The sequence below is a fragment of the Pseudomonas sp. Sample_14 genome (genome assembly GCF_004307515.1).
GTDB lineage: Bacteria > Pseudomonadota > Gammaproteobacteria > Pseudomonadales > Pseudomonadaceae > Aquipseudomonas > Aquipseudomonas atacamensis.
The window spans coordinates 17,710-43,137 of record NZ_RCOC01000056.1 but is presented as its reverse complement, the minus strand read 5'-3'; the positions used below and the strand labels follow the sequence as shown (position 1 = coordinate 43,137).

Here is a 25,428-nt window from a genome sequence, read left to right as displayed (position 1 = left end):
TTGAAAGTGGTCAGAACAGCCTAGTCGATCCGGTTCAGGTCAGGTTCAGAGACGGTTCAGGGGCCGTACAGGGGCGGCTCAGTAACCTTGCGCCATACCCAAACAGCACTGTGAAAGAGGAAATACCCATGACTCGTTTAAACAAATTGCTGCTGGCTTTTACCCTGTTAGGCTCCAGCATCGCGGCCAACGCCGACGACACCAGCAACTTCGCCGGCCTGACGTTCGGCCAGACCAGCGACAAGATCGACAAGTCCCACGCGCTCAACAACAATCTCGGCAACCCCAACGTCACCGGGGCCATCGACGGCAACAACACCTACGGCATGCGCCTCGGTCAGCAAAACAGCCAGGGCCGCTACTACGCCACCTACGACAACGTTTCCGGCTCGCACAATGGCGTTAAACTGCGCCAGGAAAATCTGCTCGGCAGCTATGACCTGTTCTATCCGGTGGGCGGCAGCACCAAGTTGTTCGGTGGCGCCACGGCCGGTCTGACCAAGCTGACGCAGGATTCGCCAGGTTTCAGCCGTGACAGCGATATCGGTTACGCCATCGGTGGCCAGGTCGGTGTGTTGCAGCAAGTTTCGCAGAACACCTCGGTGGAACTCGGTTACCGTTACCTGCGCAGCAACGCCAGCACCGAAATGAAAGAGAGCGGCGGCAGCAAACAGGGCTCGCTGGACTTGACCAGCAGCGCGCAGACCTACCTGTCGGCCAACTACTATTTCTAAGCGGTTGTCGCAGTTTGACGTGTGGGAGCGAGCCTGCTCGAAAGGGGTGTATCAGCCGACACTTGCTTGGCTGATCCACCGGATTCGCGAGCAGGCTCGCTCCCACAGGTAGTTGCCTGGAGAGTTCAAGTGATAGGGAGAAAGGCATGAAACTGTTGGTCGTCGAAGACGAGGCGCTGTTGCGTCATCACCTGCAAACCCGCCTGACGGAAAGCGGTCATGTGGTCGAGTCCGTGGCCAATGCCGAGGAGGCGCTGTACCAGACCGGTCAGTACAACTTCGATCTGGCGGTGATCGATCTCGGCCTGCCGGGCATGGGCGGGCTCGACCTGATCCGCCAGTTGCGCTCGGGCGGCAAGACCTTCCCGATCCTGATCCTCACCGCGCGCGGCAACTGGCAGGACAAGGTTGAAGGACTCGCCGCCGGTGCCGACGATTACGTGGTCAAGCCGTTCCAGTTCGAAGAACTCGACGCACGCCTGAACGCATTGCTGCGCCGCTCCAGCGGTTTCACCCAGTCGACCATCGTTGCCGGGCCGTTGCTGCTCGACCTCAATCGCAAACAGGCCAGCCTCGATGAGCAACCGCTGGCGCTGACTGCTTACGAATACCGCATCCTCGAATACCTCATGCGCCATCACCAGCAAGTGGTGCCCAAGGATCGCTTGATGGAGCAGCTGTATCCGGATGACGACGAGCGCGATCCGAATGTCATCGAAGTGCTGGTCGGCCGTCTGCGCCGCAAACTCGAAGGCCCGGCCGGGTTCAAACCGATCGACACCGTGCGCGGCCTCGGTTACCTGTTCAATGAGCGCTGCACTTGATCCGTTCCCTTCGCGTTCGCTTGATGCTCGCCGCCACCACGCTGGCGGTGCTGTTCATGCTCGCATTGTTGCCGGCGATGCAGGGCGCCTTCAGCCTTGCCTTGCAGGACTCGATCGAACAACGCCTGGCCTCCGACGTCACCACATTGATCTCCGCCGCGCGGGTGGAAAACGGTCGGCTGGTGATGCCGTCGCAATTGCCCGACGAGCGTTTCAACCTTACCGATTTCCGCTTGCTCGGCTATATCTACGACCGCGACGGCAAACTGGTGTGGCGCTCGAAAGCCACCCAGGAAGAACAGATCAACTACAAACCGCGTTACGACGGCCTCGGCAACGAGTTCGCGCGGATTCGTGAAGCCAGCGGTCAGGAGTTCTTCGTCTACGACGTCGAAGTCAAACTGCTCGGCGGCAAAAGCGCAGCGTTCAGCATCGTCGCACTGCAACCGGTGCGTGAATACGAAACCACCCTCGAAGGCCTGCGCGAAAATCTCTATCTGGGCTTCGGCGCGGCATTGCTGGTGTTGCTGGCGCTGCTCTGGATCGGCCTGACCTGGGGCCTCAAGGCCTTACGCCGCTTGAGCCAGGAACTCGACGAAATCGAAGGCGGTACCCGCGAAAGCCTGACGGAAAAACACCCGCGTGAACTGCTGCGCCTGACCGGCTCGCTCAACCGCTTGCTGCTCAGCGAACGCCAGCAACGCAGCCGCTACCGCGACTCCCTCGACGACCTCGCCCACAGCCTGAAAACCCCGTTGGCGGTGCTGCAAGGCGTCAGCGAAGACATGGCCCAGCGTCCCGCAGACCGCGACCAGGCCTGGGTCCTGCAAAGCCAGATCGAACGCATGAGCCAGCAGATCAGCTACCAACTGCAACGGGCCAGCCTGCGCAAAAGCGGCCTGGTGCGTCATCAGGTGCGCCTGCAACCGGTGCTCAAAAGCCTCTGCGATACGCTGGACAAGGTCTACCGCGACAAACATGTGCGCGTGACCTTTGATCTGCCGGAGCATTGCTACGTGCCGATCGAGCAGGGCGCCCTGCTGGAAATGCTCGGCAACCTGCTGGAAAACGCCTATCGCCTGTGCCTCGGCGAAGTGCGGGTCAGCGTGCGCGAGTCCTTGGCCGGGATCGAATTGTGCGTCGAGGATGATGGCCCGGGCGTGCCACTCGATCAGCGTGCGCGGATTCTTGAGCGCGGCGAACGCCTGGATGCCCAGCATCCCGGGCAGGGCATCGGGCTGGCGGTGGTCAAGGACATCATCGAAAGCTACAACGCGCGTTTGGCTTTGGGTGATTCACCGATGGGCGGGGCGGCGTTCAGGATTCATTTTCCTGCGGTGTGAATGAAGCGGCCCTCACCCTAACCCTCTCCCAGTGGGAGAGGGAACTGACCTAAGTGTCTTGAGAAATTTATCGACCTGAGCAACTTGCAGTGGATATGGATTCACTGAATAACTGTCAGGCCGGTCCAGATCTTCAGCATCCCCAATCAATCCCCTCTCCCTCTGGGAGAGGGTTAGGGTGAGGGGCTTTTGATCTTTCACAATTCCTGCGCCCGATAAGCCCCCGGTGTCAGCCCCGTCCATTTCTTGAACGCCCGATGAAACGCCGAAGGCTCAGAGAACCCGAGCTGCTCGGCAATCTGTTGCAAAGACAGATCCGCCCGGCCCAGATGGTAGATGGCGATATCCCGCCGCAGCTGATCCTTGAGCTCCTGAAAACTGGTGCCTTCCTCGCGCAAGTGCCGGCGCAAGGTCTGCGGGCTGATATGCAGATGCGCCGCAACCGCTTCCAGATCCGGCCAACTCGCAGCGTCGCGGCTGAGCAAGCGGCGCAGGCGGCTGCTCAGGCTGTCGCCGTCGTCGGGGCGTGAGAGCAGGTCGGCGGGGGAGCGTTCGAGAAAATGCTTGAGCGTGCGTTCGTCCTGCAACAGCGGCATGGCCAGGTAGCGACTGTGAAACAGCAGGCTGCTTTGCTCGGCATCAAAGGTCAGCGGGCAGGGGAACAGCAGATCGTATTCGCCGCCGTGCTCGGGGCGCGGATAGCTGAAAGTCGCCTGCTCGAGGCGAATGCGCTGGCCGATCAGCCAACTGCCGAGGCGGTGCCAGATCACCAACAAACTCTCGCTGAGAAAATGATCCGGGTCCCACCACTGCGCGTCGTCCAGGCTCAAACGCACCCATTCGTCTTCGCGACGCAGGGTCAGGCGTGGGGCGTCGGGGAACAGGCTGTAGAACAACAAACCACGTTGCAGAGCCTTCTCCAGGTTGCGGCAGTGAATCGAGGCGTGGCACATCATGGCGAAGCTGCCGGGCTTGCTCGGCGCGCTGCCGAAACCCAGGTATTCGTCGTCCAGCGCCAGCCACAAACCCTGAATCAGCCGGGTGAACTGCTCCGGGGCAATGCGCGCGCGGGGCTCGTCGAGCAATTCCGCGCTGATCCCCAGTTGCTGCAACAGGCCTGAATAATCCAGGCCGCGCCGGCGCGCACCGCCAAGGGCGGCACGGGCGAAATGGCTGGCGATGGTGCGTTCGCGCATAAGCGGCAATCCTTGTTCAGGCACCGATCGTAACGGCGGGCCGGCAACGCAACAAGGCGGATTTCCGCCAAATTGCAGGACACTGAACGCTCAGTTGGCGGAAATCCGCCATGCCTCAAGTCACTGATTGGTGACAGGAAAATCCCGCAGCCCCTGATATCAAAAGGCTTGCTGCCATTCGCACCAATCTGGCACGACGTTTGCGATAAAAGCCACAGAAGCGTGCATTTCTCCGACCGGGAAAAATGCCGTTCCAACAACAAATCCCTCCAGTGCAGGAGGGTTCGCAATTAAGGTTCAGCGCTCGACAGATGGATGTTGCCGCTGGACGCTTGAGGAAACCTGCAATGACGACTCGTCAGCCACTGTACAAATCCCTGTATTTCCAGGTGATCGTTGCCATCGCCATCGGCATCCTGCTTGGTCACTTCTATCCGCAGACCGGTGTGGCCCTCAAGCCACTGGGTGACGGCTTCATCAAGCTGATCAAAATGGTCATCGCCCCGATCATCTTCTGTACTGTTGTCAGCGGCATCGCCGGCATGCAGAACATGAAGTCGGTAGGCAAGACCGGCGGCTACGCGCTGCTGTACTTCGAAATCGTTTCCACCATTGCCCTGCTGATCGGTCTGGTCGTGGTCAACGTTGTGCAACCGGGCGCCGGCATGCACATCGACGTCACCACCCTCGACGCCTCGAAAATCGCCACCTACGTGACGGCCAGTAAAGACCAGAGCATTGTCGGTTTCCTCCTCAATGTGATCCCGAACACCATCGTTGGCGCGTTCGCCACCGGTGACATCCTGCAAGTGCTGATGTTCTCGGTGATCTTCGGCTACGCCCTGCACCGCCTCGGCTCGTACGGTCGTCCGCTGCTGGACATGATCGATCGCTTCGCTCACGTGATGTTCAACATCATCAACATGATCATGAAACTGGCGCCACTGGGTGCGTTCGGTGCCATGGCGTTCACCATCGGTGCCTACGGTGTCGGCTCGCTGGTGCAACTGGGCCAGTTGATGATCTGCTTCTACATCACCTGCGTTCTGTTCGTCGTGCTGGTGCTGGGTGCGATCTGCCGGGCTCACGGTTTCAGCGTGTTCAAGCTGGTGCGCTACATCCGTGAAGAACTGTTGATCGTACTGGGCACGTCCTCGTCGGAATCGGCACTGCCACGCATGCTGATCAAGATGGAGCGTCTGGGCGCGAAGAAATCCGTCGTGGGTCTGGTGATCCCGACCGGTTACTCGTTCAACCTCGACGGTACTTCGATCTACCTGACCATGGCGGCCGTGTTCATCGCCCAGGCGACTGACACGCACATGGACATCACCCACCAGATCACTCTGCTGCTGGTGCTGCTGCTGTCCTCCAAAGGCGCGGCGGGTGTGACCGGTTCGGGCTTCATCGTCCTGGCCGCAACGCTGTCGGCGGTAGGTCACCTGCCGGTTGCCGGTCTGGCGCTGATCCTCGGTATCGACCGCTTCATGTCCGAAGCCCGCGCCCTGACCAACCTGGTCGGTAACGCTGTAGCGACCATCGTCGTCGCCAAGTGGGTCAAGGAGCTGGACACCGATCAACTGCAGACCGAGCTGGCCTCCGGCGGTCGCGGTATCTCCGACGAGCGTGAAGAAGACGACCTGGGTGTGGCTGAAGGCCCAACCCCGAGTAATGTGAAGTAAATACAAGAACTGCGCATCAGTACGATGTGAGGTTGTAAAAAATCCCTTGTGGTGAGGGATTTACCCCCGATGGACTGCACAGCGGGCCTCTTCTTCCAATTCCAGAGAAGGGGCCGCTTCGCGACCCATCGGGGATAAATCCCCTCGCCACAGGGGTTTTTTCTTGCCCGGAATTTGAGCGCAACGGTCACACCTGCTGACATTTGCGGTGATTGCCGCATCGACGATGGCTGCCTAGGCTGAGTACATCGCCCAAGGAGTTCGCCCATGTCTGCACCGCTGGCCTCACTGAAGATTCTCGATTTCTCGACCTTGCTGCCGGGGCCGTTCGCCTCGTTGCTGCTGGCGGACATGGGCGCCGAGGTGCTGCGCATCGAATCGCCAACCCGTATGGATCTGCTGCGGGTGCTGCCGCCGCATGATGGCGGTGTCTCGGCCAGTCACGCTTATCTGAACCGCAACAAGCGCAGTCTGGCGCTTGATCTGAAACAGCCCGAAGCGCTGCAGATCATCAAGCAACTGCTGGGCGAGTACGACATCGTCCTTGAGCAGTTTCGCCCCGGGGTGATGGAGCGTCTGGGCCTGGGTTACGAAGCGTTGAAAGCGATCAATCCAAAGCTGATTTATGTGTCGATCAGCGGTTACGGCCAGACCGGGCCGTACAAGGAACGCGCCGGGCATGACATCAACTATCTCGCGCTGGCCGGGCTTGCCAGCTATACCGGGCGCGCCGACAGCGGGCCGTTGCCGCTTGGCATGCAGGTGGCGGACGTGGCGGGCGGCTCGCTACACGGCGTGATCGGCTTGCTGGCAGCGGTGATTGCCCGTCAGCAAACCGGGCAGGGCACCCATCTGGATGTGAGCATGACCGACTGCGCGTTCAGCCTGAACGCCATGGCCGGCGCTGGCTATCTGGCCTGCGGCGTGGAACCGGGCCGGGAAGACCAGATGCTTAATGGCGGCAGCTTTTACGATTATTACCGTACCCGGGATGGGCGCTGGATGTCGGTGGGCAGTCTGGAGCCGGCCTTCATGCAGCAATTGTGCACGGCGCTGGGCCGGCCGGAACTGGCGGCGCACGGGTTGTCGCCCAGGCCTGAGCAACAACAGGCCTTGAAAGAGGCGTTGCGGATCGAATTCGAGCGGCATGATTTTGCAGAACTGTGTGAGTTGTTCGCCGGGGTCGATGCCTGTGTCGAGCCGGTATTGAGTCTGGGCGAGGCGCTGCGCCATCCGCAAATGCAGGCGCGGAAGCTGGTGACGCAGGTGCCGCGCGGAGATGGCACGACGCAGGCGCAGATGGCCTGTCCGTTGAAATTTTCTGAGGCGTTGCCGGCGCCAAGGCATGTTGGCGCCGGGTTGGGGCAGCATACGGATGAGGTGTTGGGGGAGCTGGGCTTGAGTGCTGGGCGGATCGCCGAGTTGCGTTCGGCCAAGGTGATTCTGTAGCGCCCATGCCGCCGCCTTCGCGAGCAGGCTCGCTCCCACATTGAAATGCATTCCCCTGTGGGAGCGAGCCTGCTCGCGAAGGGGCCAGTCAGGGCACCGCAGAAAGCAACTATTCCACCCGCATCTCACCACTGAACACCAGCGTACTGCGGCAGCGCCGGCACAGATACCGCCGCCCTTGCCGCACCAGACCATGGCGCTGGGCGGTAAACGGGAAATCACTGTCGGGGCACGGGCATTTGTAGATATAGCGGGTCACGCTGCGCCGCTTGATTTCATAGGTGTGGCAGCGATCCGGCGGCAATTCGTAGACGCCGCGCATGATCAGTTGCCACTCCTCGCCATGGGGCTGGATGCGGTCGCCGAACAGTTGATGAGCGATCAGGTGAGCGACTTCGTGTGCCACGGTCTGCTTGAGGAAGTGCTCGGTGTTTTCCCGGTACAGCTGCGGGTTGAAGCGCAGCAGGTTCTCGTGCAGATGCGCGACACCGGCTTTCTGCCCGCGCAGCTTGAGGCTGACGACGGGGCGTTTGAAGGAGCGTTTGAAAAAGGATTCAGCGAGTTGGTAACAATCTTCGACGCGGGTATTGAGTTGCTCGGGCATGCTTGATGGATCTCCAGAGACGCCGAGTATGCCGCAACCCCGGCGACTTGCGAATCGCCGACCTGCCGAATGGTCGTCGCCCAACGAGAAGGCCGCCTTGCGGCGGCCTGTATTGGCAGATGTTGTTTTTCTCAGGGAGGAAACAGGTCAGTTGGTATAGACCGGGCCGACACCCAGGCCCCAGACAATCACGGTGAACGCCATGATCGCCACCAGCACCACCAGCCCAACCGCGAGCACCGAGCTGGAAAACAGGAAACCTTCATCCGAAGGGATGTTCATGAACGTCGGCAAGCCGACATACAACAGATAGACCGTGTAGCAGATGGCCGCCGTACCGACGATCATCCCCAGCCACATGTGCGGATACAGCGCCGCCAGACCGCCGACAAACAACGGTGTCGCGGTGTATGTGGCAAAGGCCACGCAACGGGCCAGGCTTGGATTGGCGTCATAGGTTCGTGCCATCCAGTGCACGAAGGCGCCCATCACCGCGACCCCGCCGAGCATCGCCAGGTACGACATGATGGTCATCCACAGAGCGCTTTCAAACGTGAGCATCACCGGCGCGCGATTGCCGATCACCCAACCGACCTGGGTCGTGCCGATGAACGCCGAGACAGCGGGGATCGCTGCCAGGATCAGCGTATGCGTCAGGTACATGTGGCTGATGCTTTCCTCTTGGTCGCCACGGATCTCCTTCCATTCCTGATCGGGGTGGGTAAACAGTCCCACTACGTGATGGATCATGCCATTCACTCCTCTTGTCATTGCCATCGCCCCCCAACGGAGCGCCTACGGGCCAAGATGGCCGAGCAAATACAGGTCTTCAGATGTGTGCGACCTTATGTCGCAGTATAGAAAGGACTCCAACGCACCGGTATGCCGGGCTTAGAGCAAATCGCGCTGTAAACGGGATGGATAATCGCCTCGGGGTCTTGCGGGGACGGCATTTTTGGGGTTGAAACACTTTTGTGGCGAGGGGATTTATCCCCGTTCGGCTGCACAACAGTCGCCAAGCCATTCACCGAGCAGTGTCAGGCGATACGAGTTCTCGGGTTTCAGGGCTGCTTCGCAACCCAGCGGGGATAAATCCCCTCGCCACAGATGCTTCGCGCTACTGGGGTTTTTGCGTAAAATGCCGGCCTTTCGTCACACCTCACGGATTTCGCGTCATGGGCACTCTTACGGTCAACCAGAACAAACTGCAAAAGCGCCTGCGCCGCCTGGCCGGCGAAGCGGTCGCCGATTTCAATATGATCGAAGACGGCGACAAGGTCATGGTCTGCCTGTCCGGGGGCAAGGACAGCTACACCATGCTTGACGTGCTGATGCACCTGCAGAAGGTTGCACCGATCAAGTTCGACATCGTCGCGGTGAACATGGACCAGAAACAGCCGGGCTTTCCCGAGCACGTGCTGCCGGCCTACCTGAAAGAACTGGGCATCGAGTACCACATCGTCGAGAAAGACACTTACTCGGTGGTCAAGGAACTGGTGCCGGAAGGCAAGACCACCTGTTCGCTGTGCTCGCGCCTGCGTCGCGGCACGCTGTACACCTTTGCTGACGAAATCGGCGCGACGAAAATGGCCCTCGGTCATCACCGCGACGACATCGTCGAAACGTTCTTCCTCAACATGTTCTTCAACGGCACTCTGAAAGCGATGCCGCCGAAGCTGCGCGCCGACGATGGCCGCAACGTGGTGATTCGTCCGCTGGCTTACTGCAACGAGAAGGACATTCAGGCCTACTCGGACCTCAAGCAATTCCCGATCATCCCGTGCAACCTTTGCGGCTCGCAGGAAAACCTGCAGCGCCAGGTGGTCAAGGAAATGCTCCAGGACTGGGATCGCAAGACCCCGGGCCGCACCGAATCGATTTTCCGCAGCCTGCAGAACGTGGTGCCGTCGCAACTGGCCGACCGCAACCTGTTCGATTTCACCAGCCTGAAGATCGACGAAACCGCGGCTTCGCGTTTCGTCAATGTCGTCAATCTGTAAACACAACCTGTAGAAGCTAGCCCTGTGGCGAGGGGATTCATCCCCGCTGGGGCGCGAAGCGGCCCCAAAATCTCGGGGTCTGCTGCGCAGCCCAGCGGGGATGAATCCCCTCGCCACAGGGGCGTGCTTCTCCAGGTGTTATTCATTTCCAAACCTCAGGAGAGGGCATGCGCGATTACAAGTGGCTGCACGAATACTGTCTGAACCGTTTCGGTTCGGCGGCTGAACTGGAAGCCCATCTGCCCGTTCCCAAGACCCCCGCACAACTGCGCAAGATCCGCGACGACCGCTACCTCTCGACCATGGCCCTGCGGGTTTTTCGCGCCGGGCTCAAGCACAGCCTGGTCGACGCCAAGTGGCCGGCGTTCGAAGAAGTGTTCTTCAAGTTCGATCCGGAAAAAGTCGTGCTGATGAGCGCCGAACACCTTGAGCGGCTGATGCAGGACGCGCGGATCATCCGCCACCTCGGCAAGCTGAAAAGCGTGCCGCGCAATGCGCAGTTCATTCTCGATGTGGAAAAGGACAAGGGCAGCTTCGGCGCGCTGATCGCCGACTGGCCGGTGACCGATATCGTCGGCCTGTGGACCTACCTGAAAAAGCACGGCCACCAACTCGGCGGGCTGTCGGCGCCACGCTTTTTGCGCATGGTCGGCAAGGACACGTTCGTGCCGAGCTACGACGTGGTCGCAGCGTTGAATGCACAGAAGATCGTCGACAAAGTGCCGACCAGCCAGCGTGATCTGGCAACGGTGCAAAACGCCTTCAACCAATGGCACGAACAGAGCGGCGGACGGCCGATGAGCCAGATTTCGATGATGCTCGCCTATACCGTCAACCATTGAGTCCATCCGATCGTTCCCATGCTCCGCGTGGGAACGCCGCCCGGGACGCTCCGCGTCCCTGAGACGCAGAGCGTCTCTGGATGCATTCCCACGCAGAGCGTGGGAACGATCGGTGTAGCAACTGATGGCGATCGGTCAGGCGACGCTGATCTCGCCTTCACCCGCCAATTTGCGATTCAACTGATAGCGCCAGCGCACATACAACAGCGCCGAGCAGAACACCGCCAGGCTCGCGGCCATTTCCAGCAGGCCGAACAGCTGCCGGTTGGGGTCGTACGCCGCCAGTGCGCCTTTGATGAAATACAGGTTCACCACAAAACACATCCACGAATGGCCACGGGCGCTGCCCATGATCATCGCCGGGGCGAGGACCAGCCACGGGATCAGCTCGACCAGCAGAATCACCCACGGCCGCGCGCCATGCAGGTCGGCGAACACCAGGTAATAAGCCGCCAGCAAGCCGGCGAGGGCGAAAAAGCTCAGCAGGCTGAGCACGCGCATCGCCTTGACCCGTGGCTCAAGCCACTCTATCGAGGGCAGGACTTTCGGCTTCTTCGCCATCAGCCCACCAGTTTCTGCGCGGTTTTCGCCAGGCGCAGACCGAGTGCGCGACACAGCGCCACTTCGTGCTGATCGAGACCGTTCTTGCCGTCGGCACCGGCGTGATGGCTGGCCCCGTAAGGCGTGCCGCCACCTTCGGTTTCGAGCAGGGCCGATTCGCTGTAGGGCAGGCCGGTGATCAACATGCCGTGATGCAACAGCGGCAACATCATCGACAGCAGCGTGGTTTCCTGACCGCCGTGCAGGCTGGCGGTGGAGGTGAACACGCCGGCCGGTTTGCCGACCAGCGCGCCGGTCAGCCAGAGGTTGCTGGTGCCGTCGAGGAAGTACTTGAGCGGCGCGGCCATGTTGCCGAAACGCGTCGGACTGCCCAAGGCGAGGCCGGCGCAGTTCTTGAGATCATCGAGGCTGGCGTAGAGCGCGCCCTCAGCGGGAATCTCCGCCGCCACCGCTTCGCACTCGGTGGAAATCGCCGGCACTGTGCGCAGACGCGCTTCCATTCCGGCCTGCTCGATGCCACGGGCGATCTGCCGGGCCATCTCGTTGGTCGAACCGTTGCGGCTGTAATAGAGAACCAGAATGTACGGCGTGCTCATGGCAACAACTCCAGCACGTTTTCCGGTGGGCGACCGATGACGGCCTTGTCGCCGACTTCCAGAATCGGCCGCTCCATGAGTTTCGGGTGCGCGGCGATGGCGTCGATCAGCTGCTGCTCGCTGAGGCTGGCGTCGGCCAGGTTCAGGGTTTTGTATTCCTCTTCACCGCTGCGCAGCAGCTGCCGCGCGCTGATCCCGAGCTTGCCGAGCAGGGCCTTGATCTGCGTGGCGCTGAGCGGCGTTTCCAGGTAGCGCACGACAGTCGGAGTCAAGCCGCGGGCTTCGAGCAGTTCCAGCGCGCCGCGGGATTTCGAGCAGCGCGGATTGTGATAAAGCGTCAGATCGGTCATGGCGGGTCGCTTCTGGCGTAAAGTGGCGGCTATTCTAACTGTGCGGCGCGCAATCCAGAACCGTCAGAGGCGATGGGTCGCAGGCGCTTTCGAATTTTCACAAGGAACACGACATGACACGGCGATTGGCAGCGGCATTGACGATTCTCGGGGCGTTGATGCTGGGGGGCTGCGGCAATGACTACGGCATCGATCAGAACGGCCAGAAGGTAGCGTCCGAACGTCTGGACAAGCAGTGGGTGGTGCTCAATTACTGGGCTGAATGGTGCGGCCCGTGCCGCACGGAAATTCCTGAGCTGAATCATTTGGCTGATGAGCTCAAGAGCAAGAATGTCGGGGTGTTCGGGGTCAACTTCGACAATGTGCAGGGCGCGGAATTGAAAGAGGCGAGTGAAAAGCTCGGCATCAAGTTCACCGTGCTGGCGCAGGATCCGGCCGAGCTGTTCGACCTGCCGCGCAGTGAGGCGCTGCCGGTGACCTTCATCATTGATGACAAGGGCAAGGTGCGTGAACAGTTGCTCGGTGAGCAGACGGCCGCGGGGGTAATGGCGAAGCTGGAGGCGTTGCGGAACAAGTAACCTGTGGCGAGGGGATTTATCCCCGTTGGGCTGCGTAGCAGCCCTGAGTTTGCAGTTCGCCTGGAACTGCGCAGGGGGCCGCTTCGCGACCCAACGGGGATGAATCCCCTCGCCACAGGTCACCCCAGTGGGCAACAGAAGGGGCTCAGCCCTCTTCCAGCCACCAGCGCAACGGTTTGCCTTCAGCCGGCCAAAAGCGAACCTGCTCGATGGGCGAAATGTCCCAGCGCTCGACTTTTTCCAGCGCCTGCAAGAAGCGTTGTTCCTGCTCCATCAACGCCGGGGCGCAGAGCTTGCGGGTCTTGCCGATCTTGCCGAAGCTCAGCTTGTCGCCGTCCTGCGTGTACGGCGCGAACCAATGGTTGCAGCCGCCGTTGCCGTAGGCGCGGCCGTCATCGCCAAGGGTCACGGTCAGATGGCTGTAATCCATCAGTGGCCGCTCGCCGATCCATTCCAGAATGTAGCTGCGGTTGTGCTGCAGTTGCACCGGCTCTGCGGCGCAACCAGCCAGGCCGACACCGATCAGTGCGGTCAGGGCGAGGCGTTTCATCACGCAGGCTCCTGGCATTTCGGGCACAGGTGCTTGTCGCCGACGGCTTTCCAGCCCAGCTCGGCGATGCGCGCGGTGGCGGCGGGTTTCTCAGCGGACTTGCCGAGTTTGGCATCCACGGCGAATTCGAAGCTCAGCTCTTTCGCGCAGCTGTCGCAGTTGACCTGCCAGGTGTGAATGGCCAGTTCGCCGAACACCGGGCCTGTGGTCATCGCGGTCCATTGGCCTGGCGGATTGATCAGGTGGCGCACCGTGTCGACGGTCAGGCGCATGGACAAATCCTTGCTGCCTTTGAGCGTGACCAACAGGGCATCGCCGATACGGATCGAGCCACCGTTGCCGGTCACTTGATAGCGGCCTGGAACCAGGGCGCGGCATTCGGTGAGGGTGTGTTGCGGGTTCATCAGGGTGTAGCGGAAATCGTGTTCGACCATGGGTCCTCCAAATATGCGCGACATGCTAGCACGGGCTCGATTGCAGAATGATGCACGCGTGCGACCTTCGATCCGGTTCAAATGCGCCGACAGTCATGGCAAACTGCCGGCCCCCGAATCTGAAGGAACGGAACATGGCGCTGATCGAATGTTATGAATGCAAGCGGAGCATCAGTTCCGAAGCGCTGGTGTGCATTCACTGCGGCGCGCCGATGGCCGAGCACGCCGCCATGCAGGCGCAATCGACGGCGGCACCGGTGCAAGCCTCGACGATTTCCTTCGGCAGCCTGCCACGCAACAACGCAGTGCCCGAGGCGGTTGCGCCGCCAGTGTCCGAGCCTTTACCCAAAGTGATGCCGGCAGCAGCAGGGCGTCGCCGTCGTCAGCAGGCCGCAGAACAGGCCCGCGAGGAGCAGCAACCGCTCAATCCCGATGGCAGTCGCCCGGTGGAAGGCTGGCTGAAAATCATGGTGTTTCTGCTACCGGCGTTTTTCGTCTGGTTCCTGCTGCGCAACGGCCATTCCAGCAAGCAGCGCCTGCTCGGCTTCGGCTGGCTGGGCTTGCTGATCCTGGCGTCTTCGCTGTCCAAGTAAAACCGTTCAACCCTCGACCTGGTTCTGCGGCGCACCTGCCGCCCAGGTCGCGATGTTGTGCAGGGTGGTCGCGGCAATCGCGCCCAGCGCCTCGCGGGTCAGAAACGCCTGATGCGCGGTGATGATCACGTTGGGAAACGTCAGCAGACGCGCCAGCACATCGTCCTGCAGCGGCAGGTCGGAGCGATCCTCGAAAAACAGCTGCGCCTCTTCCTCATAAACATCCAGCCCCAGATAACCGAGTTGGCCGTCCTTCAGCGCGTCGATCAGCGCTGGCGTGTCCACCAGCCCGCCACGCCCGGTGTTGATCAGCATCGCCCCCGCCTGCATGTGCGCCAGTGAGTCGCGATTGATCAGGTGCTTGCTCTGTTCGTTGAGCGGGCAATGCAGGCTGATGATCCGCGACTGCGCGAGCAATTCCGGCAGGCTCAGATAACGTGCGCCCAACGCCTGCACCTCGGGATTGGGATACGGATCGTAGGCCAGCAATTCACAGCCGAAGCCGTGCATGATTTTCGCGAACGTTGCACCAATCTGCCCGGTGCCGACGATGCCGACGGTTTTGCCGACCAGATCGAAACCGGTCAGGCCATGCAGGCTGAAATCGCCTTCGCGGGTGCGGTTGTAGGCGCGATGCAAGCGACGATTGAGGGCGAGGATCAGCGCCACCGCATGTTCGGCCACGGCGTGGGGCGAGTAGGCCGGCACACGAACCACGGCCAGGCCAAGGCGTTTCGCCGCTGGCAGGTCGACATGGTTGTAACCCGCCGAACGCAGGGCAATCAGCCGCGTGCCGCCAGCCGCGAGGCGTTCCAGCACCGGGGCGCTGAGATCGTCATTGATGAACGCGCAGACCACTTCGTGCTGCTCGGCCAACGCCGCCGTATCGAGGCTCAGTCGCGCTGCTTGAAAGTGCAGTTCGAGCCCGGCCGGGCAGTCGGCGCCGAGGAAGCTGTCGCGATCGTAGGTCTGACTGCTGAAAAAGATTGTGCGCATGAATCCTCCTGGAACATCGACGCGGGCCGCAATGGCCCGCGACAACTGTAGCGCTTTGCGCGCGCCGAGCCTTGCCGTGGATCAGGCGCTGATGCGCGCCTGCGCCGCGAGTCGATTGATCGAGCGCTCCAGTTCATCCAGTGCGGCGGCGGCTTTCGGATCGTCCTGCTTGAGCAGGGTTTCGCTGCGCTGGCAGGCGGCGCGCAGTTGCGGCACGCCGCAATAACGGGTCGCGCCGTGCAAGCGGTGCACGCGTTCGAGCAGGGCATTCTGGTCGTGGCTGTCACGCGCGGCGCGTATCGCTTCGCGGTCGGCTTCCAGCGAGGCCAGCAGCATAGCGAGCATGTCCGCCGCCAGATCCGCTTTGCCCGCCGCCAGACGCAAGCCTTCTTCGTGATCGAGCACTGGCAGTTCCTGCTGACTCGCTGCGCTGTCGCCGCTGCGCTCCGGCGCCTGATTGCGCAGGGCCAGTCCGGTCCACTTCAACACCACCTGCGCCAGTTGCCGCTCGCTGATCGGTTTGGTCAGGTAGTCGTCCATGCCGCTTTGCAGCAGCGCGCGTTTTTCATTGGCCATGGCGTGGGCCGTGAGCGCAACGATCGGCAGCGGCGTGCAATGCCGCTCGCTTTCCCACTGGCGAATGGTTTCGGTGGTCTGGCGACCGTCCATGCCCGGCATCTGCACGTCCATCAGCACCAGATCGAAAGATTCGCTCTGCACGGCTTTGACTGCTGCGTAACCGCTTTCGACCGCGAGCACGCGGGCGCCCATGTCTTCGAGCAGGGTCTGCACCAGCAACAGATTCGCCGGGTTGTCGTCGACACACAGCACGCGCGGCGCACGGCTGGACAGCGGCTCGCCCGGTTCGCTGCGGGTCTGGCGCGGATTGACCAGATCGGACAGCGCCCGGCGCAATTTGCGCGTACACGCCGGTTTGGCCTGAAGCTGGCTGTGCGGATTGGGCACCGACAGATGAAACAGCGTCTGCTCAGTGGTCGGGCACAGCACCAGCACTTTGCAGCCCAGATGTTCGAGGTCCCAGATGTGCTGGTTCAAGCGTTCCGGGAGCATGTCGTTGCTGGTGATGCCGATCACTGCCAGATCGATCGCCTGATCGGTCTGATGCGCGCCGGTGACGCCATTGCTCAGGCTCTCCAGAGTATTGAACGGCGTAACTTGCAGTCCGCAGTCTTCCAGCTGATGTTGCAAGGCCTGACGCGCCAGTTCGTGATTTTCCAGCACCGCCACACGGCGTCCGAGCAATGGCGCGGCGGGCAGGTCTTCGGCGTCGTCGCGGGTCTTGGGCAGGCTCAGGCTGATCCAGAATTCCGAACCTTCGCCCGGCGTGCTGTCGACGCCGATCTCGCCGCCCATCTGCTCGATCAGGCGCTTGGAAATCACCAGCCCCAGCCCGGTGCCGCCGGGTTGGCGCGACAGCGAATTGTCGGCCTGACTGAAAGCCTGGAACAGCGCGCGCACATCCTGACTGGACAAACCGATGCCGGTGTCCTGAATACTGATGCGCAGTTGCACGCTGTCTTCGTGTTCGTCTTCGAGCATCGCCCGGGCGACGATGGTGCCTTCGCGGGTGAACTTGATCGCGTTGCTGACCAGATTGGTGAGGATCTGCTTCAGGCGCAGCGGATCGCCGACCAGCGACAGCGGCGTATCGCGATAGACCAGGCTGACCAGCTCAAGCTGCTTGGCGTGCGCCGCCGGGGCGAGGATGGTCAGGGTGTCCTGCAACAGATCACGCAGGTTGAACGGAATGTGATCGAGTACCAGTTTGCCGGCCTCGATCTTCGAGAAGTCGAGAATCTCGTTGATGATTCCCAACAGGCTGTCGGCGGACTTTTCGATGGTGCCCAGATAGTCGAGCTGGCGCGGGGTCAGTTCGCTTTTCTGCAACAGGTGAGTGAAACCGAGGATGCCGTTGAGCGGCGTGCGGATCTCGTGGCTCATGTTGGCGAGGAATTCGGATTTGATCCGGCTGGCTTCCAGCGCTTCTTTGCGCGCCAGGTCCAGCTCGATGTTCTGGATCTCGATGGTTTCCAGGTTCTGCCGCACGTCCTCGGTGGCCTGATCGACGCTGTGCTGCAATTCTTCACGAGCGTTCTGCAGGGTGCCGGCCATGCGGTTGATACCCGAGGCCAGTTCATCCAGTTCCTGACTGCCGAGGGGAGGCAAGCGGGTTTCCAGATGACCGTCCTTGAGCTGCGCAACTGCTTGTTTGATCTGGCTCAGCGGACGATTGATGGTGCGGCCCATGCGCAATGCGAGGAGGGCGGCGCCGGCAAGTCCGGCGGCGATCAGCAGCAGGCTGGCGAACAGGCTGCGATAACCGCGCAGCAACATGCCGTTGTGCGACAGCTCCAGCTCGACCCAGCCGAGCAGGCGTTCGGATTCTTCGGGAATGATTTCACCGGCGAGGTTGCGGTGCTTGCCGAACACCGGCATCAGGTAGCGCGTCGCGTCATTGCCGCTGCGTCGTTGCAACAGCGCGCTGTCACCGCTCGGGGCCTGATTGAGCATGGTCGGGCCGGCGTGGGCCAGTGGCGAGCGGTCCGCCGCGAGGAAAGTCACCGCACGCACGTCGGGTTGTTCAAGGGACTGGGTGGCGATGCGTTCAAGCAGATCGGCGTCGCCGTGACCCATCGCCGGCGCCACCAGCGGCGCCAGTTGCTCGGCGATCATTTCGCCGCGCTGCATCAATTGGCTGTGCAGGTCGGTCTGCTGCGTCCAGGTGAAATAGCCACCCAGCACCAGCGCCATCAGGCTGGTCGGCAACAAGGTCAGCAACAGCACGCGACCTTTGATTCCCAGTTTCTTGAGCACGCCTATCTCCCGCATCCCGCTGATCTGTTGACACATGCGTGCATCCGGCACGCGACATGGGCGCAGTGTAGCGATTTGCAGGCGGGCAATCTTGCGGAAAATGCAGCGCCGCCCACGCACTCGTTCGTCCGACAGGCCAAGCTTGTGTTGCCCGCTGTCGGACAATCTTGAATAATCCGCCAACTGAGAATTACTTGCAGATACTCATGACTCCTGTTTCCGTTGGCCAGCCACGCATCCTTTCCATTGAAGACGATCCGGTCCTCGGCGCGTATGTGCACGAGCATCTGGGCCGCAGCGGTTTTCAGGTGACCTGGTGCCAGAACGGCCAGGAAGGTCTGAACATCGCCCAGCGTCAGCCTTTCGACGTGGTGCTGATGGATATTCTGCTGCCGGGGCTCGATGGTCTGCAGTTGTTGACGCAATTGCGGCAGAGCCATTCGACGCCGGTGCTGCTGATGTCGGCGCTGGGTGCCGAGGCCGATCGCATCAGCGGTTTCCGCCTCGGTGCCGATGACTATTTGCCCAAGCCGTTCAGCATGGCCGAGTTGCATGTGCGCATCGAAGCGATCCTGCGCCGCGTGGCCCTGGATCGGCGCCCGCCTGCGGTTACCGCTGCGGTGGTCAGCGGCGCCCTGCGTTTCGATGACGAACAGTGCGACGTGTTTTTCCGCGAGCAAGCGGCCGGGCTGACCCGCAGCGAATTCCGTCTGCTGGAAACCCTGCACCGCAACAACGAGGAAGTGCTGAGCAAGGCCTTCCTTTATCAGCACGTCCTGCAACGCGGCTTTGCGGCGCACGACCGCAGCCTCGACATGCACATCAGCCAGATCCGCCGCAAACTCAAAGCCATCGGTTACACCGAGCGTGAAGTGCGCACGGTGTGGGGCAAGGGCTATGTCTTGAGTGGCGCTGATGAAACTGTCTGAGCTGCCGGGGCGGCATTCGCTGTTCTGGAAACTGGCGTGCCTGCTGGTGGCGTTCTGTCTCCTGATGATCTGGCTGAGCTGGTCGTGGGGCCGCTACATGGAGGAGCGCAATCAGTTTCTCTCCAGTGACGCCCGCAGCACCCTCAGCCGTTATGCCGCGCAAGCCGAACAGGCGTGGCAGCGCGGCGGGCGCAATGGCGTCGATGACTGGTTGCAGAGCATGGAATTGCGCGAGGCCAGTTGGGTCGGGGTGATCGGCGCTGATTTGCAGTCGCTGAGCAGCCAGCCGTTGAACGCGGCAGAGGTGCAGCACCTGACCTTTTTGCGCGGCCTCGACTGGCCGATCCACAAGAAGGGCCGACCTTGGCTGCGGGTGCCGTTCCCGCAGGATCCGGCCGTCGGCATTCTCGTCATTGAATTGCCCGAGCGTTTTGTCCCGGGCAAGTACCGGGTGTTCTGGCGCGTCATTACCAACGGCGTGATTCCCGGGCTGTTCACCCTGTTGCTCTGTGTCGGCCTGTATCGCCTGCTGGTGGTGCCGCTGAACAACCTGCGCGAACAGGCCAACGCCTGGCGCGCCGACCAGTTGAATGTGCGCCTGTCGAGCGGCATCACCCAGCGCCCGGATGAACTCGGTGAGCTGGCGCGGGCCTTCGATTCCATGTCCGAACGCCTGCAAACCACCGTCGCCTTGCAGCAGCAGTTACTGCGCGACTTGTCCCACGAACTGCGCACGCCGCTGAGCCGCCTGCGCGTGGCCAGTGAAAGCGAACAGGGCCTGGCGCAATTGCGCGAGCGCATCGGCCGCGAGGTCGACGGCATGCAACGTTTGGTCGAAGACACCCTGCAACTGGCCTGGCTCGACACCGACCGCTCGCCGTTGCCGGATGAAGCGATCCAGATTCAGGCGCTGTGGGAAATGCTCACCGACAACGCCTGCTATGAAAGCGGCTGGCCGAGCCTGCAACTGCAATGCTCGGTCGAAGCATCGTGTTGGGTGCGGGGCAACCTCAATACCCTGGCGCAAGCGCTGGAAAACATCCTGCGCAACGCCATTCGTCACTCGCCCGAGGGCGGGATTGTGCGTCTCGATGCACGGCGCGATGGCGAGTATTGGCATTTATGGCTGGAGGATCAGGGCGGCGGCGTGGCTGACGAAGATCTGCAGCGGATCTTTTCGCCGTTCATTCGATTGGACGGATCAAGACCCGGGGATGGTGGCTTTGGCTTGGGATTGAGCATTGCCCGCAACGCGGTGCAACGGCAGGGCGGGTTGCTCTGGGCGGAAAACACCGGGGCGGGGCTGCGGTTGAATTTGCGCTTGTTGGCGGATGATGGTGTTGCGCCGACTGACGCTATCGCGAGCAGGCTCGCTCCCACAATGGCTGTGCATTCACCGCAGATCGCATAAGCAACATTCATCCCCGTGGGAGCGAGCCTGCTCGCGAATTCCAAGCAGCACCACGAGAACTGAGTGTTGCGCAAATAAAAGTCTCACCACTGGTGAGACTTTTGTGCCTTATTCCCATAAACCATAAGCACCGCACTTTGCGTGATATGGCCTGCGCGGGTTTGCCGGTATGATAGGCGCCCCCGCACGTCTGGATTGCGAATACGCCATGACCTTGCAGTACCCAACCATCGCCGATTGCGTCGGCAACACGCCGCTGGTGCGTTTGCAGCGCCTGCCCGGCGCCACCAGCAACACCCTTTTGCTCAAGCTCGAAGGGAACAACCCGGCGGGTTCGGTCAAGGACCGCCCGGCGTTGTCGATGATCACTCGCGCCGAGTTGCGCGGGCAGATCAATCCCGGCGATACGCTGATCGAGGCGACCTCCGGGAATACCGGTATCGCGCTGGCGATGGCCGCTGCGATCAAGGGTTACAAGATGATCCTGATCATGCCGGACAACTCCAGCGCCGAGCGCAAGGCGGCGATGACCGCTTATGGCGCCGAGCTGATCCTGGTGACTCAGGAAGAGGGCATGGAAGGCGCCCGCGATCTGGCCCAGCGTATGGAAGCCGAAGGCCGTGGCAAGGTGCTCGACCAGTTCGCCAATGGCGACAACCCCGAAGCGCACTACACCACCACCGGTCCGGAAATCTGGCGTCAGACCCAGGGCAGCATCACCCATTTCGTCAGTTCGATGGGCACCACCGGCACCATCATGGGCGTGTCGCGCTACCTCAAAGAACAGAGCGACAGCGTACAGATCGTCGGCCTGCAACCGATGGAAGGCTCGGCCATTCCGGGCATCCGCCGCTGGCCGCAGGAATACCTGCCGAAGATCTATCAGGCTGACCGTGTCGACCGCATCGTCGACATGGCGCAAAGCGAAGCCGAAGACGTCACCCGGCGCCTGGCCCGCGAAGAAGGCATCTTCTGCGGCGTGTCCTCGGGCGGTGCGGTGGCAGCGATGCTGCGCTTGTCCAAAGAAGTTGAAAACGCGGTGATCGTCGCGATCATCTGCGACCGTGGCGACCGTTACCTGTCGACCGGCATTTTCGACGCGCCGAACTGATGGCCAAACACGCGAGAGGCCTGCGCTTCCAGCCCACCGGCGGCAGCAAGGCGCCACAGATCCCGACCGGCAAAAAGCAGCGCTTGAGTATCGAGCGCCTGGCCAATGACGGTCGCGGTATCGCGTTTTTCGAAGGCAAAACCTGGTTCGTACTCGGCGCCCTTGCCGGTGAAGAGGTCGAAGCACGGGTGCTCGGCGCCCACGGCAAAGTGGTCGAGGCGCGCACCGAACGGGTATTCACTGCCAGCGAATTGCGTCGTCCGGCAGCGTGCGCGCACTTCGGCCGCTGTGGCGGTTGCAGCGTTCAGCACTTGCCCCACGACGAACAACTCGCCCTGAAACAGCGCATGCTCGCCGAGCAATTGTCGCGGGTGGCTGGTGTCGAATCTGAAGAGTGGGCAGCGCCGCTCACCGGCCCGGAATTCGGTTACCGTCGGCGCGCGCGGATCGCCGTGCGCTGGGACATGAAGGCAAAGAAACTCGAAGTAGGTTTCCGCGCCGCCGGCAGTCAGGACATCGTCGCGATCAGCGAATGCCCGGTGCTGGTACAGCCCTTGCAACCGATCATGACCCGCTTGCCGGAGATGCTGCGGCGTTTGAGCAAACCGCAAGCGCTGGGCCATGTCGAGTTGTTCAGCGGCTCATCACTGGCGGTATTGCTGCGGCACATGGCGCCGTTGTCCGAAGCGGATCTGAGCATCCTCAAGGATTTCTGCCAGTTCCACGAGGCGCAGTTGTGGCTGCATGGCGAAGGTGAACCGCAACCGGTCGAGGCCGGTCAGAGCCTCGGTTATCGCTTGGAACAGTGGAATCTCGAGCTGGCTTATCGGCCGGGTGACTTCGTTCAGGTCAACGCCGGGGTCAACGAAGCGATGATCGCCCAGGCGCTGGACTGGCTGAAACCGACGGCTGAAGAACGCGTGCTCGACCTGTTTTGCGGGTTGGGAAATTTTGCGCTACCGCTGGCCAAAAGCGTCTGCGAAGTGGTGGCTGTGGAGGGCGTGCAGACCATGGTCGAGCGGGCCGCTGCCAACGCCGTCAGTAACAATTTGCATAACACAAAGTTTTTTCAAGCCGATTTATCCCAGCCTTTGAGCGATGCCCAGTGGATCGGAAACGGCTTTTCTGCGGTACTCTTGGACCCACCGCGTGACGGTGCTTTCGAGGTGGTGCGCAAGCTCGCGACCCTGGGTGCCAAACGGTTGGTATACGTGTCGTGCAACCCGGCCACGCTGGCGCGCGACACGCAGGAATTGATCAAGCAGGGCTACCGGTTAAAACGTGCCGGGATTCTCGATATGTTTCCTCAGACGGCACATGTCGAGGCCATGGCGTTATTTGAAGCGAGCCAGGACGGCTCGTCTGAATCCGTCTGATCTGTCCGCGCAGCGCTCGCCTGAGCCCCGCGAGCGCGAACGGACACTGAGGATCAGCGATTTGACGCATTGAATCTGCGTCGTAGGGAAGGTAAAGCAGCATGGTACAGGTGAGAGCACACCAGCCGATCAACACCGACGGCAGTATCAATCTCGAGGCCTGGCTCGATCACGCGGTCAGTGTCGATCTGGCACTGGATCGCGAGGCCTTGAAAGAAGCCTGCGAGTTCGCTCGCGAGGCCGAACAGCAGTCCAATGCGAAGAAGAACCTGTGGGCCGAAGGCTCCGGCAGTTTCAGCACGGGCCTTGAGATCGCCGAGATCCTCGCCGACCTCAAGCTCGATCAGGATTCACTGGTCGCCGCCGTTTTGTATCGCGGCGTGCGTGAAGGCCAGATAGAGCTGGCGGCCATCGGCCAGCGCTTCGGTCCGGTGGTGGCCAAGCTGATCGACGGGGTGCAGCGCATGGCGGCCATCAGCGCCAGCCTCAGCCCACGGCAATCGATGGTCATGGGCACCCAAGGGCAGGTGGAGAACCTGCGCAAGATGCTCGTGGCCATGGTCGATGATGTGCGCGTTGCGCTGATCAAACTGGCCGAACGCACCTGCGCCATCCGTGCGGTGAAAGCCGCCGACGATGAAAAGCGCAACCGCGTCGCTCGCGAAGTCTTCGACATCTATGCGCCGCTGGCCCATCGCCTCGGCATCGGTCACATCAAATGGGAGCTGGAGGACCTGTCCTTCCGCTATCTCGAACCCGATCAATACAAGCAGATCGCCAAGTTGCTCCACGAGCGGCGGCTGGACCGCGAGCGCTTCATCAGCGACGTGATGACCCAGCTCAAGGACGAACTGCAGGCCACTGGTGTCGATGCCGACATCAGCGGCCGGGCCAAACACATCTACTCGATCTGGCGCAAAATGCAGCGCAAGGGTCTGGAATTCAGCCAGATCTATGACGTTCGCGCGGTGCGCGTGCTGGTGCCGGAAATGCGCGACTGCTACACCGCGCTCGGCATCGTCCACACCCTGTGGCGGCACATCCCGAAAGAATTCGACGACTACATCGCCAACCCGAAAGAGAACGGCTACCGCTCGCTGCACACGGCGGTGATCGGTCCGGAAGGCAAGGTCCTCGAGGTGCAGATCCGCACCCATTCGATGCACGAAGAAGCCGAACTCGGCGTCTGCGCGCACTGGCGCTACAAGGGCACCGACGTCAAATCCGGCTCGAATCATTACGAAGAGAAAATCTCCTGGCTGCGTCAGGTGCTTGAATGGCACGAAGAGCTGGGTGACATCGGCGGTCTGGCCGAGCAGTTGCGCGTCGACATCGAGCCCGATCGGGTTTACATCTTCACTCCCGACGGGCACGCCATCGACTTGCCGAAAGGCGCGACGCCGCTGGATTTCGCCTATCGGGTGCACACCGAAATCGGCCACAACTGCCGGGGCGCGAAGATCAACGGCCGTATCGTGCCGTTGAACTACAGCCTGCAGACCGGCGAGCAGGTCGAGATCATCACCAGCAAGCACGGCACGCCGAGCCGCGACTGGCTGAACCCGAACCTCGGTTACGTCACCACCTCGCGCGCGCGGGCGAAGATCGTTCACTGGTTCAAATTGCAGGCTCGCGATCAGAACGTTGCGGCCGGTAAAACCCTGATCGAGCGCGAACTCAATCGCCTCGGCCTGCCGGCGGTGGATTTCGACAAGCTGGCCGAAAAGGCCAACATGAAAACCGCCGAAGACATGTTCGCCGCCCTCGGTGCCGGCGACCTGCGTCAGGCGCATCTGGTCAACCTTGCGCAGCAACTGGTCGAACCGGAGCGCGGCAACGAACAGTTGGAGCTGATCCCGCGCAAGGCCACCGGTTACAAACCGGGCAAGCGCGGCGATATCCAGATCCAGGGCGTCGGCAACCTGATGACGCAGATGGCCGGCTGCTGCCAGCCACTGCCGGGCGATGCAATTGTCGGTTACATCACCCAGGGCCGGGGCGTGAGCATTCACCGCCAGGACTGCGCCTCGGTGCTGCAACTGGGCGGGCGCGAGCCGGAGCGGATCATTCAGGTCAGCTGGGGCCCGGTGCCGGTGCTCACCTATCCGGTGGACATCATCATCCGCGCCTACGACCGTTCCGGGCTGCTGCGTGACGTCTCGCAGGTGCTGCTCAACGAGCGCATCAACGTGCTGGCGGTCAACACCCGCTCGAACAAGGAAGACAACACCGCGCTGATGTCGCTGACCATCGAGATCCCCGGTCTGGATGCGCTGGGACGGCTGCTGGGGCGGATTTCGCAATTGCCGAACATCATCGAAACCCGGCGTAACCGTACCCCGTGATGCAATTGATTGTTCCCTGTGGGAGCGAGCCTGCTCGCGAAGAGGGCGTGTCAGTCGACATCTTTGTTGCAGACACAGCGCTTTCGCGA

The 25,428-nt window shown here is 61.6% G+C and carries 24 protein-coding genes; 14 read left to right on the top strand and 10 right to left on the bottom strand.

Translation table 11 applies throughout. The features are described 5' to 3' along the window. Positions 1-128: 128 nt before the first annotated feature. The 3 genes from D8U61_RS12510 to D8U61_RS12500 all read left to right on the top strand — a co-directional run bounded on the left by D8U61_RS12510 (position 129) and on the right by D8U61_RS12500 (position 2,901). A complete protein-coding gene (locus D8U61_RS12510; RefSeq protein ID WP_041479569.1) occupies positions 129-734 on the top strand; it encodes a membrane protein in 606 nt (201 codons plus the stop codon). 146 nt (positions 735-880) lie between these two features. Continuing rightward, positions 881-1,558, top strand: a complete 678-nt coding sequence (locus D8U61_RS12505; RefSeq protein WP_016773623.1) for a response regulator transcription factor — start codon at positions 881-883, stop codon at positions 1,556-1,558. Beyond that, positions 1,555-2,901 (top strand): ATP-binding protein, encoded by a 1,347-nt coding sequence (locus D8U61_RS12500; protein WP_073472181.1) that lies wholly within the window; start codon positions 1,555-1,557, stop codon positions 2,899-2,901. Before D8U61_RS12505 ends, D8U61_RS12500 begins: the two co-directional genes overlap by 4 nt. A gap of 197 nt (positions 2,902-3,098) precedes the next feature. Here the strand turns inward: D8U61_RS12500 and D8U61_RS12495 are convergent, their stop codons facing one another. After that, positions 3,099-4,097: an AraC family transcriptional regulator gene (locus D8U61_RS12495; RefSeq protein WP_130927028.1), complete on the bottom strand. Its 999-nt coding sequence runs from the start codon at positions 4,095-4,097 to the stop codon at positions 3,099-3,101. Positions 4,098-4,444: 347 nt separating this feature from the next. Here D8U61_RS12495 and D8U61_RS12490 point away from each other — a divergent pair, with 347 nt between their 5' ends. Together D8U61_RS12490 and D8U61_RS12485 are read left to right on the top strand one after the other, a co-directional pair. Then, on the top strand, positions 4,445-5,779 hold the full coding sequence (locus D8U61_RS12490; RefSeq protein ID WP_024013978.1) for a dicarboxylate/amino acid:cation symporter: 1,335 nt from the start codon (positions 4,445-4,447) through the stop codon (positions 5,777-5,779). A gap of 267 nt (positions 5,780-6,046) precedes the next feature. Further along, positions 6,047-7,228, top strand: a complete 1,182-nt coding sequence (locus D8U61_RS12485; protein ID WP_130902448.1) for a CaiB/BaiF CoA-transferase family protein — start codon at positions 6,047-6,049, stop codon at positions 7,226-7,228. A gap of 109 nt (positions 7,229-7,337) precedes the next feature. Here the strand turns inward: D8U61_RS12485 and D8U61_RS12480 are convergent, their stop codons facing one another. Together D8U61_RS12480 and D8U61_RS12475 are read right to left on the bottom strand one after the other, a co-directional pair. Further along, complete coding sequence (locus tag D8U61_RS12480) at positions 7,338-7,832, bottom strand: SprT family zinc-dependent metalloprotease (RefSeq protein ID WP_024013976.1); 495 nt, start codon at positions 7,830-7,832, stop codon at positions 7,338-7,340. A gap of 147 nt (positions 7,833-7,979) precedes the next feature. Next, positions 7,980-8,582 carry a Yip1 family protein gene (locus D8U61_RS12475; RefSeq protein WP_016773629.1) on the bottom strand — a complete coding sequence of 201 codons (603 nt, stop codon included), beginning with the start codon at positions 8,580-8,582 and terminating at the stop codon, positions 7,980-7,982. Positions 8,583-9,007: 425 nt separating this feature from the next. On the opposite strand from D8U61_RS12475, the gene ttcA reads away from it, so the two are divergent. After that, a complete protein-coding gene (gene ttcA / locus D8U61_RS12470; RefSeq protein ID WP_024013975.1) occupies positions 9,008-9,832 on the top strand; it encodes a tRNA 2-thiocytidine(32) synthetase TtcA in 825 nt (274 codons plus the stop codon). Between the two features lie 167 nt (positions 9,833-9,999). Further along, complete coding sequence (locus tag D8U61_RS12465; RefSeq protein WP_016773632.1) at positions 10,000-10,674, top strand: DNA-3-methyladenine glycosylase I; 675 nt, start codon at positions 10,000-10,002, stop codon at positions 10,672-10,674. A gap of 135 nt (positions 10,675-10,809) precedes the next feature. On the opposite strand, the gene D8U61_RS12460 is transcribed toward D8U61_RS12465, so the two are convergent. From D8U61_RS12460 to arsC, 3 genes are read right to left on the bottom strand one after another with little or no spacing between them, the layout of a single operon-like run. After that, positions 10,810-11,235 (bottom strand): DUF2069 domain-containing protein, encoded by a 426-nt coding sequence (locus tag D8U61_RS12460; RefSeq protein WP_024013974.1) that lies wholly within the window; start codon positions 11,233-11,235, stop codon positions 10,810-10,812. Continuing rightward, positions 11,235-11,831, bottom strand: a complete 597-nt coding sequence (gene wrbA, locus D8U61_RS12455; RefSeq protein ID WP_041479575.1) for an NAD(P)H:quinone oxidoreductase — start codon at positions 11,829-11,831, stop codon at positions 11,235-11,237. The genes D8U61_RS12460 and wrbA overlap by 1 nt, the downstream gene beginning before the upstream one ends. After that, complete coding sequence (gene arsC / locus D8U61_RS12450; protein WP_016773635.1) at positions 11,828-12,181, bottom strand: arsenate reductase (glutaredoxin); 354 nt, start codon at positions 12,179-12,181, stop codon at positions 11,828-11,830. Before arsC ends, wrbA begins: the two co-directional genes overlap by 4 nt. Before the next feature lie 113 nt (positions 12,182-12,294). On the opposite strand from arsC, the gene D8U61_RS12445 reads away from it, so the two are divergent. Beyond that, positions 12,295-12,759: a TlpA disulfide reductase family protein gene (locus D8U61_RS12445; protein ID WP_016773636.1), complete on the top strand. Its 465-nt coding sequence runs from the start codon at positions 12,295-12,297 to the stop codon at positions 12,757-12,759. A gap of 145 nt (positions 12,760-12,904) precedes the next feature. Here D8U61_RS12445 and D8U61_RS12440 read toward each other — a convergent pair whose 3' ends face one another. Both D8U61_RS12440 and D8U61_RS12435 read right to left on the bottom strand, forming a co-directional pair. Then, complete coding sequence (locus tag D8U61_RS12440; RefSeq protein WP_130887402.1) at positions 12,905-13,309, bottom strand: META domain-containing protein; 405 nt, start codon at positions 13,307-13,309, stop codon at positions 12,905-12,907. Further along, a complete protein-coding gene (locus D8U61_RS12435) occupies positions 13,309-13,743 on the bottom strand; it encodes a hypothetical protein (protein ID WP_016773638.1) in 435 nt (144 codons plus the stop codon). Before D8U61_RS12435 ends, D8U61_RS12440 begins: the two co-directional genes overlap by 1 nt. Before the next feature lie 134 nt (positions 13,744-13,877). On the opposite strand from D8U61_RS12435, the gene D8U61_RS12430 reads away from it, so the two are divergent. Beyond that, positions 13,878-14,336, top strand: a complete 459-nt coding sequence (locus D8U61_RS12430) for a hypothetical protein (protein WP_130887403.1) — start codon at positions 13,878-13,880, stop codon at positions 14,334-14,336. Positions 14,337-14,342: 6 nt separating this feature from the next. On the opposite strand, the gene D8U61_RS12425 is transcribed toward D8U61_RS12430, so the two are convergent. Together D8U61_RS12425 and D8U61_RS12420 are read right to left on the bottom strand one after the other, a co-directional pair. Continuing rightward, entirely contained in the window at positions 14,343-15,332 is a 990-nt protein-coding gene (locus D8U61_RS12425) for a 2-hydroxyacid dehydrogenase (protein ID WP_122611646.1), read from the bottom strand. A gap of 81 nt (positions 15,333-15,413) precedes the next feature. Beyond that, positions 15,414-18,167 (bottom strand): response regulator, encoded by a 2,754-nt coding sequence (locus D8U61_RS12420; protein WP_073472548.1) that lies wholly within the window; start codon positions 18,165-18,167, stop codon positions 15,414-15,416. Between the two features lie 206 nt (positions 18,168-18,373). Here D8U61_RS12420 and D8U61_RS12415 point away from each other — a divergent pair, with 206 nt between their 5' ends. The 5 genes from D8U61_RS12415 to relA all read left to right on the top strand — a co-directional run bounded on the left by D8U61_RS12415 (position 18,374) and on the right by relA (position 25,339). Continuing rightward, the gene (locus tag D8U61_RS12415; protein ID WP_076563844.1) at positions 18,374-19,096 is read left to right on the top strand and encodes a response regulator transcription factor; all 723 of its coding nucleotides are present in this window, start codon (positions 18,374-18,376) and stop codon (positions 19,094-19,096) included. Then, positions 19,083-20,507 (top strand): sensor histidine kinase, encoded by a 1,425-nt coding sequence (locus tag D8U61_RS12410; protein ID WP_130927027.1) that lies wholly within the window; start codon positions 19,083-19,085, stop codon positions 20,505-20,507. The genes D8U61_RS12415 and D8U61_RS12410 overlap by 14 nt, the downstream gene beginning before the upstream one ends. Before the next feature lie 208 nt (positions 20,508-20,715). Further along, complete coding sequence (gene cysM, locus D8U61_RS12405) at positions 20,716-21,618, top strand: cysteine synthase CysM (RefSeq protein WP_039757833.1); 903 nt, start codon at positions 20,716-20,718, stop codon at positions 21,616-21,618. Then, the gene (gene rlmD, locus D8U61_RS12400; RefSeq protein ID WP_130927026.1) at positions 21,618-22,994 is read left to right on the top strand and encodes a 23S rRNA (uracil(1939)-C(5))-methyltransferase RlmD; all 1,377 of its coding nucleotides are present in this window, start codon (positions 21,618-21,620) and stop codon (positions 22,992-22,994) included. Before cysM ends, rlmD begins: the two co-directional genes overlap by 1 nt. A 101-nt stretch (positions 22,995-23,095) precedes the next feature. Further along, positions 23,096-25,339: a GTP diphosphokinase gene (relA, locus tag D8U61_RS12395; RefSeq protein ID WP_130927025.1), complete on the top strand. Its 2,244-nt coding sequence runs from the start codon at positions 23,096-23,098 to the stop codon at positions 25,337-25,339. The last annotated feature ends 89 nt before the right edge of the window (positions 25,340-25,428 follow it).

What these genes read in the sequence shown, in the direction of transcription:
- D8U61_RS12480 (WP_024013976.1), bottom strand. Translation starts at nt 7,832, where the DNA reads ATGCCCGAGCAACTCAATACCCGCGTCGAAGATTGTTACCAACTCGCT.
- D8U61_RS12430 (WP_130887403.1), top strand. Translation starts at nt 13,878, where the DNA reads ATGGCGCTGATCGAATGTTATGAATGCAAGCGGAGCATCAGTTCCGAA.
- D8U61_RS12445 (WP_016773636.1), top strand. Translation starts at nt 12,295, where the DNA reads ATGACACGGCGATTGGCAGCGGCATTGACGATTCTCGGGGCGTTGATG.
- D8U61_RS12490 (WP_024013978.1), top strand. Translation starts at nt 4,445, where the DNA reads ATGACGACTCGTCAGCCACTGTACAAATCCCTGTATTTCCAGGTGATC.
- D8U61_RS12485 (WP_130902448.1), top strand. Translation starts at nt 6,047, where the DNA reads ATGTCTGCACCGCTGGCCTCACTGAAGATTCTCGATTTCTCGACCTTG.
- D8U61_RS12475 (WP_016773629.1), bottom strand. Translation starts at nt 8,582, where the DNA reads ATGATCCATCACGTAGTGGGACTGTTTACCCACCCCGATCAGGAATGG.
- D8U61_RS12435 (WP_016773638.1), bottom strand. Translation starts at nt 13,743, where the DNA reads ATGGTCGAACACGATTTCCGCTACACCCTGATGAACCCGCAACACACC.
- rlmD (WP_130927026.1), top strand. Translation starts at nt 21,618, where the DNA reads ATGGCCAAACACGCGAGAGGCCTGCGCTTCCAGCCCACCGGCGGCAGC.
- D8U61_RS12465 (WP_016773632.1), top strand. Translation starts at nt 10,000, where the DNA reads ATGCGCGATTACAAGTGGCTGCACGAATACTGTCTGAACCGTTTCGGT.
- D8U61_RS12415 (WP_076563844.1), top strand. Translation starts at nt 18,374, where the DNA reads ATGACTCCTGTTTCCGTTGGCCAGCCACGCATCCTTTCCATTGAAGAC.
- arsC (WP_016773635.1), bottom strand. Translation starts at nt 12,181, where the DNA reads ATGACCGATCTGACGCTTTATCACAATCCGCGCTGCTCGAAATCCCGC.
- D8U61_RS12505 (WP_016773623.1), top strand. Translation starts at nt 881, where the DNA reads ATGAAACTGTTGGTCGTCGAAGACGAGGCGCTGTTGCGTCATCACCTG.
- D8U61_RS12460 (WP_024013974.1), bottom strand. Translation starts at nt 11,235, where the DNA reads ATGGCGAAGAAGCCGAAAGTCCTGCCCTCGATAGAGTGGCTTGAGCCA.
- wrbA (WP_041479575.1), bottom strand. Translation starts at nt 11,831, where the DNA reads ATGAGCACGCCGTACATTCTGGTTCTCTATTACAGCCGCAACGGTTCG.
- D8U61_RS12510 (WP_041479569.1), top strand. Translation starts at nt 129, where the DNA reads ATGACTCGTTTAAACAAATTGCTGCTGGCTTTTACCCTGTTAGGCTCC.
- cysM (WP_039757833.1), top strand. Translation starts at nt 20,716, where the DNA reads ATGACCTTGCAGTACCCAACCATCGCCGATTGCGTCGGCAACACGCCG.
- D8U61_RS12440 (WP_130887402.1), bottom strand. Translation starts at nt 13,309, where the DNA reads ATGAAACGCCTCGCCCTGACCGCACTGATCGGTGTCGGCCTGGCTGGT.
- D8U61_RS12425 (WP_122611646.1), bottom strand. Translation starts at nt 15,332, where the DNA reads ATGCGCACAATCTTTTTCAGCAGTCAGACCTACGATCGCGACAGCTTC.
- D8U61_RS12410 (WP_130927027.1), top strand. Translation starts at nt 19,083, where the DNA reads ATGAAACTGTCTGAGCTGCCGGGGCGGCATTCGCTGTTCTGGAAACTG.
- relA (WP_130927025.1), top strand. Translation starts at nt 23,096, where the DNA reads ATGGTACAGGTGAGAGCACACCAGCCGATCAACACCGACGGCAGTATC.
- D8U61_RS12495 (WP_130927028.1), bottom strand. Translation starts at nt 4,097, where the DNA reads ATGCGCGAACGCACCATCGCCAGCCATTTCGCCCGTGCCGCCCTTGGC.
- ttcA (WP_024013975.1), top strand. Translation starts at nt 9,008, where the DNA reads ATGGGCACTCTTACGGTCAACCAGAACAAACTGCAAAAGCGCCTGCGC.